Origin of the sequence: Frisingicoccus sp., from assembly GCF_048388605.1 — a bacterium.
In the GTDB taxonomy this organism is placed as follows: domain Bacteria; phylum Bacillota; class Clostridia; order Lachnospirales; family Lachnospiraceae; genus Frisingicoccus.
In genome coordinates this window covers 67964-81487 of sequence record NZ_DBGCTU010000006.1, presented here as the reverse complement: position 1 = coordinate 81487, position 13524 = coordinate 67964, and the positions used below count along the sequence as shown (strand labels likewise).

The window sequence follows — 13524 nt, the reverse complement described above, 5'->3', positions numbered from 1 at the left end:
TAGAGCAAGAGGCGGAACCCCTCCACAGGGCGTCCCGCCTCTTGTGCTCCCAGCTACTTCTTACTTAACCTTCAAATATTTTCTTTGCCAATTCCTTATAATGATTCTTTACTATTTCATACTCCAGGGAATCAGAAATCAACTTAAGTGTTGTCTCTTCATAATCTTCTTTATAAAATTCCTCATCGCAAATCCGTTGTACCAACTCTAAAATATTAACATCCAGCGGTGCCGCCGGCGCAATTTCCCTTCCCATCTCAATTCGATGAGATCGAACTTCTTTTAAAAGATTTATAAATTCTTCATCAACCTCTACATAATCAGCAAGCTTGTAAATATCATATAAATGTCTCGCATTTCTATGAGCCTTTCCTTGCAGATAGTAATCACAAAGAGCAAAAATCTTGTCTATCAACGTTCGATTCAATGACTGTACCCTCATAGGAAACGGTTGTAAATCATAAGCCGAAATAAGTACCTTTTCATCAGCTCCAAGCGCATCCAATATATAGTTTCCCAGCTTTCTTTCCTCTGTAGGAAATGCATAAGACATTAAAGACGTTTCCAATTTAACATATGGCGGAATCGCATTGATTACCCGGTCGCCTGCCACCGGCTCATAATAAAAATCATAGTGATTCAGGTTTTTATCACTTTCAACAGAGTCAAAGTTACGAATAACAAGCCCCAGTTCATCAGCTATAGGCTTAAGTATTTTATATTTTAATTTTTTTCTTCTTGCCTCTCCCAAATGTTCCGAAAATGTAATATCAATATCCTCAGAAAATCGATCAATTACATTAAAGGCTTTAGAAAGGGACGTTCCACCCTTGAACACAATCGGATAGTCTATCTGAGAAAGCTTCTTTAAGATTAAAGTAACATAATAGTCTTTCTCTACAATGTCCTCGCTGACCTCTAATTTCTGTGAAGTCAATAAAATCACATCTCGAAACAACTCTTTGTTTTCTTTATGCAAGTACATGATCCAACTCCAGTTCGTAATAATATTTAAACGTAACTATAGGATATTTTCTAATATAAAGATCCACATCACTTCTTCTTATCCCGTGAACTGATATATATTCGGCAAACCTCTCCCGTGCCTCTTCGTAGGAGTAGTCTAAATACGCATCCAAATTTTTCAGCAATTCAAGCATCTGCAACACATATACATTCTCTTTGGTTATAGGCGCAACGGGTTGCCGCACATAAAATCTTCTGTTGCCAATTCTGACCTCTCTGCCCGAAGAATTGGTGTTATTACTTACAATCTCAACCACTCTGGGCACCTGTGTGGTAATTCCAAGCTGATTTGCAAACGAATTTCCACCGTAAAACCCATCTATATTGTCCCCTTTAGAAATGAAACGATATCTTGCCACCAAATCCGCATTAGGCCCAATGATAGAATTTAATAAAGTTTTCTTGGGAATAAAATATACTCCTGTATCATATTTCTGCAACAATCCTTTATCGCACAGCTTCTTCAGCTGCTGACTCAAAGCAGACTTTGTAATTTCCCCTCTTTCCAAATCCGAAAAGAAAATAGGTTCTGCTTCTTTATAATGTTCTTCTATATAGTTGTATAGCATTGCCGACTCCCCTTTCTAAATATTTTAGTTTATATATATCTATTTTGTTAAGTTCATTATATTCATTGATAATTTCTATGTCAATGATATTCTTTCGCATATTTCTGGTTTTATCCACACCTTCATTTTAACGAATTTATCCAACATCTTTTTTATAACTTTTCCATAGCTTCTTTTAAAATAGCATCGACATCATTTCCCCAGATATCCAGGCCTTCCGCTTTGTGCATCTCCATTTCACCAATCCCAAACATGGCGCACAATTCTTTCAGATAAAGCTCCAATGAATTTGGGGAAGCCAGATAACCGCCGGCGGTTGTTATATAAATCAGTTTTTTTGCTTTGCACAGCGCCATCGGAGCTCCGTCGCTTCCATATCCAAAGGTAATCCCATTCACACACACATGTTCAAGATATACCTTCAGCATCGACGGAAAACTGCAGTCCCAATAGGGTGCGCCAATTAATATTTCATCCGCATCCGCAAAATCTTTTGCCCAATCATACCGGGATGATGAAAAATCACCGACAGATATATCTGCATCTCTCTGCCGCAGCATTGTCTCGTTGACCGGTGTCAGCAGACTGTCCTTCAAAGAAACCTCTGTCACCGTTTCTTTCTCCCAATGCCGTTTCATATATTCCCGGCACAGCTGAAGCGTTCTCGACTCCTCGCGCACACAGGCATTAATAAATAGTGTTTTCATTCCATATTCCTCCTTATCAGCCGCACGGCCCTTTCAAAATCGTCTTTATGCACATAGATGATATATTCCTGCATCTTCTCCGGATTCATCCCCATACTTCCCATTCTTGCCCGGTCAATGCCACCTTTTAAACAGCTTTTCACCCTATATTCCAACTTATTTTCCGCCAGAATATTCTGAATCCGATTCAGTTCCTCCAGCGAAAATGTCACTGTTAATTCCTCACGATTAAAAATTGTCAACACATCAACCACCCCTTCTGCTTACAGTATACCATCCGGGACTGGATTAAGGAATAATTTTTTGGAATTTTAAAAATATATGTTGACGCCCGATATATATCGTGATACGATATATTTAAAGATGATATATCGTCACTCGACATAATGCATTTTGATACAGGAGGATTCAAATGCCAGGAAAAAATGAACCGCTGACTGAAAGTTATTTTTATATTCTGCTCTGTCTTTATCATGGGCCGCTCCACGGATACGGCATTATGCAGAAAACGGCCGAACTTTCGCAGGGATATGTAAAAATCGGTTCCGGCACCATGTACGGCGCCACGGACAATATGATGAAAAAGGGATGGATTCGTGAAACCTTCAGCGATCATCCGGAGGACAAGCGGAAACGTCTTTATGAATTGACGGATTCCGGCCGGGAAGCCTTAAAACAGGAAATAAGACGGCTGAAATATCTGGTGAAGATTTCAAATGAAGTTATCGGGGAGGAAAATTGATATGAAAGATACAATCACAAGTCACAAATTTTACGCTGTATGGGAATATAAGCGGGAGGAAGAGGATTTAAATGAAGCCTCCAAAAACGGACTTCAATTAGTCAAGGGCGGCTGTTTTCACTCAACATTCCGGCGTGATGACAGTGTCCGCTATATCTATCAACTGGATTTTTGCCCAAAGATTCCGGACAAAAACCGCTATATTGAATGTTTTGAGGATGCCGGATGGGAATATGTCAACTCCACGTTTAACGGCTGGCACTACTTCCGCCGTCCATATACGCCGGAACTTTCCCCGGAAGATGTAAAAATTTATACAGATAAAGATTCTCTATACATGATGGAGAACCGCTGGTGCGCCATACTCCGCGCCTGTTCCATACTCACGCTGATCTCAGGGCTTTTTATGCTCTGCTATGCCGCTTACTCTTATGCCGCGGGCCGTCCTCAAGGGTATATTTTTATACTGGAAGCCGCCGTGTTGCTGCTCATCTCAGTTACCTTCCATCTGGCCATAAAAAACGTAAAACGGATCCGGGCGGGCGAACAGGCCGGCTTTGTCCCATCTGCGCAGATTCTCTTTCCGCTGGCAATGATTCTGGTCATCTTCTGCCTGATCCTCACATCATTTTATTAATTCAGGCCGAAATCTCATCGAGCTTTGCACTGTGCCCGGCAACAACCTTTTTAATCAGCGAAACATCTCTTTGAAGCGATTCTATCTGATTTGTTGCCGCCGCATAGCGCTGAGCCGCCGGCATATAATTTTCTGCAAGAATATGAATATTCGGTTTCACATCCTGCTCTATGTCAATCTTTATGGCCTGAATATCCTTTTTCAAAGGCTCCAGCTTCGCGTCTAAAATATTGGACATTTCTAACAGTAATTCATGTTCTGTCATATGTATCACCCCTTGTATTATCTGCTTTAAGACTATTATAACTTCTGCAAAATATAAAATCCATCTTTTTCGTTCGACAAAAACAATACCTCATCGTGCGAAGCCTGACGAAGCACGCCCATGCGAAGCATCTGACATACGGGATGCCCGAAAGGGTGCAATCTAACGCAAATCCTACAAGTTTCTTAATTCCTTTCCCCAAACCTTGGTTTCCATTTTCCCTCGTGATAAAATAAAATCACTTGTCAAAACAAAGTGGGTGAATATATGTATACAATAGCTATTGTCGATGATGATTGTTATATAGGAAATATGCTGGAAGAGGTTTTGAAGAAAGCCGGATACTCTGTCCTGCGTGCCTATTCGGGCACGGAAGCTCTTCTTCTGTTTGAGCAGCGGCAGCCGGACCTGATTCTCCTCGACCTCATGCTGCCGGGACTTTCCGGCGAAGAAATTCTGGGGAAAATCCGGGATATTCCTGTCATTGTCATCAGCGCTAAGGTGGACGTTGAAAATAAAGTCAATGTTCTTCTCAGCGGCGCCGCGGATTATCTCACAAAGCCTTTTGAAATTGATGAACTTCTTGCTCGGATCACGGTTCAGCTCCGCAGCCGGCCCATGACCGAAGGCGGCCGGCTTCTGCGCTTTAAAGAGCTTACGCTTGATGAGACAAGTCACCGTGTTTCTGTGGAATCCACAGATGTTCATTTAACAAAAACAGAATTTGCCATTTTGAAGCTTCTCATGCACAACCCAAGGCAGGTCATCACGAAATCTGTCATGCTGGAACGCATCAGTGCGGATACGCCGGACTGCATGGAAAGTTCTTTAAAAGTCCATATCAGTAATCTTCGCAAAAAGCTCCGGGATGTCAGCGGCAAAGACTATATTGAGGCGGTCTGGGGAATCGGTTTTAAACTGAAAGAGGACAATGTCTAATCTTTACCCTTTCTTTACCTTTTCCTTTACCGCGCTCTTAACCTCCCGTATTTACAATGTCCTTAGCAAATATAAGGAGGCTATTATATGGAATATGTATTGACAACGCAGGCTCTTTCAAAACATTACGGCCATTTTAAAGCGTTGGATCATTTAACAATGAAGGTTCCAAAGGGGGCCATTTATGGATTTATCGGAAAAAACGGCGCAGGAAAGACAACCCTGATCCGCCTGATCTGCGGGCTTCAATCCCCGACTTCCGGCGAATATACGCTCTACGGCAGAAAAAACGAGGACATTCATCTTCACGATTCCCGCCGCCGCATGGGCGCGGTTGTGGAAACACCATCGATTTATCTGAATATGAGCGCCATAGATAACTTAAAGCACCAGTATATGATTCTTGGCAAACCATCCCTCGAGGGCATTGATGAACTGCTCGCCCTGGTCGGCCTTGCCCATGTCGGCCGGAAAAAAGCAAAAAATTTCTCTCTCGGCATGCGACAGCGCCTCGGCATCGCCATTGCCCTGGCCGGCGACCCGGATTTCCTCGTTTTGGACGAGCCGGTCAACGGGCTGGATCCCCAGGGAATTGTCGAGATCCGTGAACTGATTCTGAAGCTGAACCGGGAACATCAGATGACCTTTTTGATATCCAGCCATATATTGGATGAGCTGTCCAAATTGGCAACCCACTACGGATTTATCGATAAAGGCCATATTGTCCGGGAGATCAGCGCTGAAGATCTCGAAGCCGCCTGCCGCAAATGTATGCACATTGAAGTGACCGATATTCAGGCGCTGATCCGTATTCTGGATAAAGAAAAAATGGACTATGCCATTATTTCCGATACAGAAGCCGACATTTACGGCCATGTAGATATCACCGATATGACTCTGAAGCTTGCCGGGGAAAACTGCAACGTCATCAGCATCAACGAAAAAGATGAAAGTCTGGAGAGTTATTATATACGTCTGATCGGAGGTGAAGAGCATGCGTAAATTACTTCATTCGAATTTTATCCGGTTAAGAAACAGCCTGTCTCTCGGCTTCTCCTTAGCCTTTTTCCTTCTTTGGAACGGCATCATGCTGTTTTCTTCCTACGATGTCATGCTTAAGCTGGAGAGCGACATGCCTCTGGACAGTGTCATCTTTGCCTTTTTATTTATCATCGGCATTGTGATGTCTGTCCTCATCAGCCTATTTATAGGCACCGATTACAGCGATGGGACAATCCGCAACAAAATCATCATCGGGCAAAGCCGGAACAGCATCTATGCGGCCAATTTGGTCACCTGCGCCTTTATGGGGCTCCTGCTCTTCCTCTGGGGACTTGCCGTCAATCTTGCCGTTGGAATACCGTTGTTCGGCATGCCCCAAATGCCGGCAAATACCTTTGGGCTGCTGTTTTTAGACAGTCTGCTGGTCATCATTGCCTATGCCTCAATTTTTAATGTCATCGGCATGCTCTGCTCAAATAAAGCCCACTCGGTGATGATCTGTATTCTGGCAGCCTTTGTTCTGCTTTTTATAGCCATTTTCATCTATTCTGAGCTTGCCCAGCCGGAAATGTACGAAGCCGTATCCATAACAAATGGAGAGAGCAGCCTTGAAATGATGGCCAATCCAAATTATATTTCGGGCATAAAACGGGAAATTTACCAGTTTTTCATGGACTTCCTGCCTTCAGGCCAGTGTTCGCAGATTGGGAACCTGGAAGTTCCCCATCCGTTCCGCATGGGGATCTATTCTCTGTTGATCATTATTGTATCCAATATTCTCGGAATCTTCTGTTTCCGAAAAAAGGATCTCAAATAAAGGAGTTTCTATGGTTCCATTACTTTGCATTTTGTGTACACTGTCAACAACCGGTCTTCTCCTGTGCCTGTGGAAAATTTTTTCCATGCGTCAGGCTGCGGACCGGATTCGCTCCCAGTTTGCCGACCGGCTGAAAGAGGACACAAACGTTGGCATCGGCATTTCTGCCTCAGATAAAAAAATGCGGCTGCTGGCCGCCGATATTGACCGTCAGCTGAAAATACTCCGCAGAGAGCATATTCGCTGCACTCTGGGAGATTTCGAATTAAAAAATGCGGTTTCCGGTATCTCCCACGATCTTCGGACACCTCTGACCGCCATCTGCGGCTATATGGAGCTGTTGACCCGGGAAGAGGTTTCCGATACCGTCCGCGAATATCTGTCCGTGATCGATGGGCGAATCCAAACCTTAAAGGATCTGACAGAAGAGCTCTTCCGCTACTCTGTCATTGTTTCCGTGGATAAATATGAGCAGCGGGAAAACCTCTCTCTGACACGGGCCCTGGAAGAATGTCTTGCCGGTTACTATGGAACCTTCAAAAAAGCCGGCATCGAGCCGAAGATTGAGCTGCCGGAAAAAGAGGTCTTCCGCTGTCTGAATCCGGCCGCCTTATCGCGGATATTGTCGAATATCGTCAGCAATGCGGCCAAATACAGCGACGGCGACTTTTCCGTACAAATGGATGTCGATGGAACACTGCATTTTATCAACCATGCCCCCGGACTGGATGAAATTCAGGCCGGTCACCTATTCGACCGGTTTTACACCGTATCCAGCGGCAGCCACTCCACCGGGCTCGGCCTCTCCATAGCAAAAACCCTGACGGAAGCCATGGGCGGCCGCATCGATGCCTGCTGCCATGACAGCTTCCTGATCATCACCCTCGCCTTCCCGGAATAATCAAACTTTAATAAAGAAATCCTGCCTCAGAAAGCGTTTCAAGCTTTCCGGGCAGGATTTTTAAATTAAAGTTCTACAGCTATTTTTTTCAGATGCCAGATATCTCTGACATATTCTTCAATGGTTCTATCCGAAGTGAACTTTCCGGAATTGGCCGTATTCAGCATCGCCATCTTTGCCCAACGGGCTTTATCCTGATAAGCTTTATTGACCCGCTCACGCGCTTCCGCATAGGAACGGAAATCTTTCAGAATGAAATACTGATCCGCCCGGCCATAGGATGGTGCCAGGAAGGAATTATAAATTTCCCTGAACATTTCCCGGTCGCCATGGCTGAAAGTTCCATCCACCAGCTGATCAAGAATTCTGTGGATATCCGGGTCATTGCGGTAAATCCCTTCCGGATGATAACCGCCGTTCGCCTCATAAGCCATGACCTCCTCGGAGGACATACCGAAAATAAAGGCGTTTTCCTCGCCAACTTCCTCAACGATCTCCACATTGGCGCCATCCATTGTACCCAGGGTCACCGCACCGTTCAGCATGAACTTCATATTGCCGGTGCCGGAAGCCTCCTTGCTGGCCGTGGAAATCTGCTCAGAAACATCGCTGGCCGCAAAAATGATCTCCGCATTGGAAACCCGGTAGTTTTCAATAAATACAACCTTGATCCGCCCGCGGATATCCGGATCATTATCGACCACATCCGCAACCGAGTTGATTAATTTAATCGTTTCTTTGGCACGCCGATATCCGGCGGCTGCCTTTGCTCCGAAAATAAATGTCGTTGGATAGAAATCCATCTCCGGATTTGCTTTCATCTGATTATAAAGATATATCACATGCAGAATATTCAACAACTGGCGCTTATATTCATGCAGACGTTTGACCTGTACATCAAAAATGGAATGTGGGTCCACATCGATATGATTGTGCTCTTTAATATATTTTGCCAGACGGAGTTTATTTTGATATTTAATCTCCATAAATTCCTGCTGAGCTTTCGGATCATCGGCATATGCCTCCAGTCCCCTGATCAGCGGAAGATCCGTGATCCAGGCATCTGTTCCGATTTTTTCTGTCACCCAGGAAGCCAACAGCGGATTGCCGTGAAGAAGGAAGCGCCGCTGAGTGATACCATTGGTCTTATTATTAAATTTTTCCGGCATCATTTCATAGAAATCTCTCAATTCCCGTTTTTTGAGAATCTCCGTATGCAGACGGGCTACACCGTTGACGGAGAAACCGGCAACAATCGCCATATTTGCCATGCGGACCTGGCCCTCATAGAGGATCGCCATGCTCCGAATCTTATTATACTGATTCGGATAACGCTCTTCCACCTCAATAAGGAACCGGCGATTGATCTCCTGTACAATCTGATAAATTCTCGGAAGCAGACGCATAAATAAATCAACCGGCCATTTTTCCAAAGCTTCCGCCATAATGGTGTGATTGGTATAAGCGCAGCACTTTGTTGTGATCTCCCAGGCTTCATCCCATTCCATGCCTTCTTCATCGAGAAGAATACGCATCAATTCGGGTACGGTTACCGTCGGATGAGTATCGTTCAGCTGAAAGCAGACCTTCTCCGGAAGCTTATGCAGATCGGAATGACATTCTTTATACTTTTTGATCGCCTGCTGAACACTGGCAGATACAAAGAAATACTGCTGTTTAAGACGCAGCTCTTTTCCGCTGTAATGATTATCATTCGGATAAAGCACATCGACAATATTCTTTGCCAGGTTCTCCTGCTCCACCGCATGAAGATAGTCGCCTTTATCAAAGGAAGCCAGATTAAATTCCTGAATCGGCTGGGCGTCCCAGATCCGGAGCGCATTGACCACATTATTATTGTAGCCGACGACCGGGATATCATATGGAACCGCATGGACTGCCTGATATCCGTCATGGATAAAACGGTTTCTCTGGCGCTGGGCATCCCATTCAATCCGAACATAGCCGCCGAACTTAACCGTCTGAGTATATTCAGGCCGTTTAATTTCAAACGGATTGCCGTTTTCCAGCCAGTTATCCGGCACTTCAACCTGATAGCCGTCATGAATTTCCTGCTTAAACATACCGTATTTATAACGGATGCCGCAGCCATACACCGGATAATTCAGGGTGGACAGGGACTCAATAAAGCAAGCTGCCAAACGTCCCAGGCCGCCATTGCCGAGAGCCGCATCCGGCTCCTGATCTTCTAAAACATTGATATCCAATCCGAGTTCCTCAAGGACATTCGCCACGTCTTCATAACAGCACAAGTTAATGAGGTTGTTTCCGAGAGCCCTCCCCATCAAAAATTCCATGGATAAATAATAAACATATTTTGCATCCTGTTCCTTAAAAGCTTTCTGCGTTGCAAGCCAGCGGTCAACGATCAAATCCTTTACCTCAAAGGCCACCGCCTGAAAAATTTCCTGCTGACTCGCCGTATCCAGGGTCTTCCGGAACAAAACTTTTAAATTATCTAATACATTCTTCTTAAAAACTTCTTTATCAAAGCCGATTGCTGCCGGGGTCTTTACCACTGTTCCTGTATTTGTTTCCAATAAGATTCCCTCCATTATTCTGTATTCTCAGGCTTTCTTAACACCAAGTGTCACTGTCTCACCGTTAATATTCCATTCTTTGACATAACCGTCAACAGTTCCGAAGATCACTTCTTCCGCAAGAACATCCTTTTTCACACTTTCAGCATTCTTTTCCGTAACGGCTCTCAATTTATCATTGCCTTCCATAGAGAGAACAATGTGATCCGTCACTTCAAAATCCGCTTCCTTACGCATTGTCTGAATCTTGGAAATGATCTCGCGCACAAAGCCTTCCTCGATCAGTTCTTCCGTTAACTGGGTATCCAGAACAACCGTGACATTTTTATCTGTCACAGAAACATAACCTTCTGTCTGGGCGGAATCGATCAGCAGATCCTCCTCCAAAAGGGCTACCTCCTGGCCGTTCACATCAAATGTAAGCTGTCCGTTTTCCTTAAGCTCCGCCATCGCCTTGTTGCCGTCGACACTGCTCAGATACTGTTTGATGCCTCCGAGGAGTTTTCCGTATTTCGGGCCAACAGTACGCAGCTGCGGTTTGAATGTATAGGATGTAAATGCACTCACATCCTCAGCAAAAGCCATCTTCTTTACATTCAGCTCATCTTCCACGATTTCCTGATAAAATTCCGGAAGCTCAAAATCCGCTTTCACGTACATCTGTCCGATCGGCTGACGGTTTTTAATGTTTGCCGAATTCCGGCAGGCACGACCGGCCACAACGATCTGAAGTACCAAATCCATATTCGCTTCCAATTCATGGTCTATAAAGGCTTCGTTTTCCTCCGGGAAATCACACAGATGAATACTCTCCGGAGCCGTCTGATCGATGCTGCGAACCAGATTCTGATAAATATCCTCTGTCATAAACGGAATCATCGGAGCGGCAACCTTAGCCACGGTCACAAGGGCTGTATACAATGTCATATAGGCATTGATCTTATCCTGCGGCATGCCCTTTGCCCAGAAACGCTCACGGCTGCGGCGAACATACCAGTTACTCATGTCATCCACAAATTCCTGAAGAGCACGGCCTGCATCCGGAATCCGATAATTTCCAAGGTCGTCATCCACTTCTTTGATCAATGTATTTAATTTGGACAACAGCCATTTATCCATAACGGATAATTTTTCATATTCCAATGTATATTTTGTGGCATCAAATTCATCAATATTCGCATAAAGGACAAAAAATGCGTACGTATTCCACAATGTGCCCATAAATTTACGCTGTCCTTCCACAACGGCCTTTCCGTGGAATCGATTTGGCAGCCATGGAGCCGAATTTACATAGAAATACCAGCGGATCGCATCAGCGCCATAGGTCTCCAGCGCTTCAAACGGGTCGACTGCATTTCCTTTGGATTTACTCATCTTCTGGCCGTTTTCATCCTGAACATGGCCGAGAACGATAACATTTTTATATGGCGCTTCGTTAAACAAAAGAGTGGAGATCGCCAGCAGGGAATAGAACCAACCCCTTGTCTGATCCACCGCTTCCGAAATAAAATCCGCCGGGAACTGGGCTTTAAACACATCTTCGTTTTCAAACGGATAATGATGCTGCGCAAACGGCATGGAGCCGGAATCAAACCAGCAGTCAATAACCTCCGGCACACGTTTCATCGGTTTGCCGCACTTCGGACATGTGATAGTGATCTCATCAATATACGGGCGATGGAACTCCACAGTCTTGGCAGCCTCATTACCGCTCATCTCATATAATTCCTGACGGCTTCCGATGGAATGTTGATGACCACATTCGCACTCCCAGATATTTAACGGTGTTCCCCAATAACGGTTACGGCTGATGCCCCAATCCTGAACATTTTCAATCCAGTCGCCGAAACGGCCTTTTCCGATACTTTCAGGAATCCAGTTGATCGTATTATTATTGCGGATCAGATCATCTCTGACCGCAGTCATCTTGATAAACCAGGATTCTCTCGCATAATAGATCAGCGGCGTATCACAGCGCCAGCAATGCGGATAACTGTGTTCAAACTTCGGCGCGTCAAAGAGAAGACCCCGTTTTTCCAAATCCTCCAAAACCAGCGGATCGGCTTTCTTTACAAACTTTCCTGCAAACGGTGTGTCCTCGGTCATATTCCCTTTAGAGTCAACGAGCTGTACAAACGGCATGTCATACTTTCGGCCTACCCGGGCATCGTCCTCACCAAAAGCCGGAGCCTGATGAACAACGCCGGTACCGTCTGTCAGCGTAACATATTCGTCACACAATACATAAAATGCTTTTTTGTGCTGTTTCTCGGCAATCTTTGCCGCCGCCTCATAGAGCGGTTCATATTCTTTATATTCAAGCTCTTTTCCCTTGAAGGTCGCAAGAACCTCGTAAGCCGGAGCTTCTTCGGTTTTCAGCCGGCCGAGCACGGTATCCAGCAATGCTTCCGCCATATAATAGGTATAACCGTCAGCCGCTTTAACTTTTGCGTAGCTTTCATCCGCATTGACGCAAAGCGCCACGTTGGACGGCAATGTCCACGGTGTAGTCGTCCATGCCAGAATATAAGCATCCTCGCCGACAACCTTAAAACGAACAATAGCGGAACGTTCCTTTACATCCTTATAGCCCTGAGCAACCTCCTGAGCCGACAACGGCGTGCCGCAGCGCGGGCAGTAAGGAACGACCTTAAAGCCTTTATATAACAGGCCTTTTTCCCAAATCTGTTTCAATGCCCACCATTCGGACTCAATATAATCATCATGATAAGTCACATATGGATGATCCATATCCGCCCAAAAACCAACGGTACCGGAAAAGTCCTCCCACATGCCTTTATATTTCCATACACTCTCTTTACACTTGTCAATAAAAGGAACCAAACCATATTCTTCAATCTGTTCCTTCCCATCCAGGCCGAGCATTCTTTCCACTTCCAGCTCTACCGGCAGTCCATGGGTATCCCATCCGGCCTTTCTCGGCACCTGATAGCCTTTCATCGTCTTATAACGCGGAATCATATCCTTGATCACACGGGTCAGCACATGGCCGATGTGGGGTTTCCCATTAGCCGTCGGCGGTCCATCATAAAATGTATATTCCGGAGCATCTTTCCGGGATTCAATACTCTTCTTGAAAATGTCATTTTCCTGCCAGAATTTTTCTACGTTTTTTTCTCTTTCCACAAAATTCATATTCGTAGAAACTTTTTCGTACACTATAATTCCTCCTTTTATATAAAAAATAAACTTCCATCCGCAAAGGATGAAAGTCCTGAAAAAACTATCATTATACCACCTATGCAGAGACATACCATCATATGCCCTCCCGGTAACGGCGGGATGCCGTCTCCCCTATGGTCCTTTCAGACTTTCAGTTCACAACTCCGGAGTGATT

The 13524-nt window shown here is 44.8% G+C and carries 13 protein-coding genes; 6 read left to right on the top strand and 7 right to left on the bottom strand.

The window, feature by feature from the left end; translation table 11 throughout:
* Positions 1-64: 64 nt before the first annotated feature.
* The 4 genes from ACMN7X_RS01220 to ACMN7X_RS01205 all read right to left on the bottom strand — a co-directional run bounded on the left by ACMN7X_RS01220 (position 65) and on the right by ACMN7X_RS01205 (position 2547).
* Positions 65-985, bottom strand: a complete 921-nt coding sequence (locus ACMN7X_RS01220) for a nucleotidyl transferase AbiEii/AbiGii toxin family protein (protein WP_418745683.1) — start codon at positions 983-985, stop codon at positions 65-67.
* Positions 972-1595 (bottom strand): DUF6088 family protein, encoded by a 624-nt coding sequence (locus ACMN7X_RS01215; RefSeq protein WP_418745682.1) that lies wholly within the window; start codon positions 1593-1595, stop codon positions 972-974. The genes ACMN7X_RS01220 and ACMN7X_RS01215 overlap by 14 nt, the downstream gene beginning before the upstream one ends.
* 152 nt (positions 1596-1747) lie before the next feature.
* Complete coding sequence (locus ACMN7X_RS01210) at positions 1748-2302, bottom strand: NAD(P)H-dependent oxidoreductase (RefSeq protein ID WP_418745681.1); 555 nt, start codon at positions 2300-2302, stop codon at positions 1748-1750.
* A complete protein-coding gene (locus tag ACMN7X_RS01205; RefSeq protein WP_418745680.1) occupies positions 2299-2547 on the bottom strand; it encodes a hypothetical protein in 249 nt (82 codons plus the stop codon). The genes ACMN7X_RS01210 and ACMN7X_RS01205 overlap by 4 nt, the downstream gene beginning before the upstream one ends.
* A gap of 167 nt (positions 2548-2714) precedes the next feature.
* Between ACMN7X_RS01205 and ACMN7X_RS01200 the strand changes: the two genes are divergently transcribed.
* Complete coding sequence (locus ACMN7X_RS01200) at positions 2715-3044, top strand: PadR family transcriptional regulator (RefSeq protein ID WP_418745679.1); 330 nt, start codon at positions 2715-2717, stop codon at positions 3042-3044.
* Position 3045: 1 nt separating this feature from the next.
* Positions 3046-3681 (top strand): DUF2812 domain-containing protein, encoded by a 636-nt coding sequence (locus ACMN7X_RS01195; RefSeq protein ID WP_418745678.1) that lies wholly within the window; start codon positions 3046-3048, stop codon positions 3679-3681.
* A gap of 1 nt (position 3682) precedes the next feature.
* Here the strand turns inward: ACMN7X_RS01195 and ACMN7X_RS01190 are convergent, their stop codons facing one another.
* Positions 3683-3946 (bottom strand): hypothetical protein, encoded by a 264-nt coding sequence (locus ACMN7X_RS01190; protein ID WP_418745677.1) that lies wholly within the window; start codon positions 3944-3946, stop codon positions 3683-3685.
* Positions 3947-4213: 267 nt separating this feature from the next.
* Here ACMN7X_RS01190 and ACMN7X_RS01185 point away from each other — a divergent pair, with 267 nt between their 5' ends.
* The 4 genes from ACMN7X_RS01185 (at position 4214) to ACMN7X_RS01170 (ending at position 7605) form a co-directional block, all read left to right on the top strand.
* Positions 4214-4885 carry a response regulator transcription factor gene (locus tag ACMN7X_RS01185; RefSeq protein WP_418745676.1) on the top strand — a complete coding sequence of 224 codons (672 nt, stop codon included), beginning with the start codon at positions 4214-4216 and terminating at the stop codon, positions 4883-4885.
* 87 nt (positions 4886-4972) lie between these two features.
* On the top strand, positions 4973-5887 hold the full coding sequence (locus ACMN7X_RS01180; protein WP_418745675.1) for an ATP-binding cassette domain-containing protein: 915 nt from the start codon (positions 4973-4975) through the stop codon (positions 5885-5887).
* Positions 5880-6704: an ABC transporter permease subunit gene (locus ACMN7X_RS01175; protein ID WP_418745674.1), complete on the top strand. Its 825-nt coding sequence runs from the start codon at positions 5880-5882 to the stop codon at positions 6702-6704. Before ACMN7X_RS01180 ends, ACMN7X_RS01175 begins: the two co-directional genes overlap by 8 nt.
* Before the next feature lie 10 nt (positions 6705-6714).
* Positions 6715-7605 carry a sensor histidine kinase gene (locus ACMN7X_RS01170; protein WP_418745673.1) on the top strand — a complete coding sequence of 297 codons (891 nt, stop codon included), beginning with the start codon at positions 6715-6717 and terminating at the stop codon, positions 7603-7605.
* Between the two features lie 65 nt (positions 7606-7670).
* Here the strand turns inward: ACMN7X_RS01170 and ACMN7X_RS01165 are convergent, their stop codons facing one another.
* Entirely contained in the window at positions 7671-10181 is a 2511-nt protein-coding gene (locus tag ACMN7X_RS01165) for a glycogen/starch/alpha-glucan phosphorylase (protein WP_418745672.1), read from the bottom strand.
* Positions 10182-10193: 12 nt separating this feature from the next.
* The gene (gene ileS / locus ACMN7X_RS01160) at positions 10194-13346 is read right to left on the bottom strand and encodes an isoleucine--tRNA ligase (protein WP_418745671.1); all 3153 of its coding nucleotides are present in this window, start codon (positions 13344-13346) and stop codon (positions 10194-10196) included.
* Positions 13347-13524: the final 178 nt, after the last annotated feature.

Excerpts from the sequence above, each read along its gene's own strand:
- ACMN7X_RS01170 (WP_418745673.1), top strand. The coding sequence starts at position 6,715 with ATGGTTCCATTACTTTGCATTTTGTGTACACTGTCAACAACCGGTCTT.
- ACMN7X_RS01165 (WP_418745672.1), bottom strand. The coding sequence starts at position 10,181 with ATGGAGGGAATCTTATTGGAAACAAATACAGGAACAGTGGTAAAGACC.
- ACMN7X_RS01190 (WP_418745677.1), bottom strand. The coding sequence starts at position 3,946 with ATGACAGAACATGAATTACTGTTAGAAATGTCCAATATTTTAGACGCG.
- ACMN7X_RS01200 (WP_418745679.1), top strand. The coding sequence starts at position 2,715 with ATGCCAGGAAAAAATGAACCGCTGACTGAAAGTTATTTTTATATTCTG.
- ACMN7X_RS01180 (WP_418745675.1), top strand. The coding sequence starts at position 4,973 with ATGGAATATGTATTGACAACGCAGGCTCTTTCAAAACATTACGGCCAT.
- ACMN7X_RS01185 (WP_418745676.1), top strand. The coding sequence starts at position 4,214 with ATGTATACAATAGCTATTGTCGATGATGATTGTTATATAGGAAATATG.
- ACMN7X_RS01215 (WP_418745682.1), bottom strand. The coding sequence starts at position 1,595 with ATGCTATACAACTATATAGAAGAACATTATAAAGAAGCAGAACCTATT.
- ACMN7X_RS01210 (WP_418745681.1), bottom strand. The coding sequence starts at position 2,302 with ATGAAAACACTATTTATTAATGCCTGTGTGCGCGAGGAGTCGAGAACG.
- ACMN7X_RS01175 (WP_418745674.1), top strand. The coding sequence starts at position 5,880 with ATGCGTAAATTACTTCATTCGAATTTTATCCGGTTAAGAAACAGCCTG.
- ACMN7X_RS01220 (WP_418745683.1), bottom strand. The coding sequence starts at position 985 with ATGTACTTGCATAAAGAAAACAAAGAGTTGTTTCGAGATGTGATTTTA.
- ACMN7X_RS01195 (WP_418745678.1), top strand. The coding sequence starts at position 3,046 with ATGAAAGATACAATCACAAGTCACAAATTTTACGCTGTATGGGAATAT.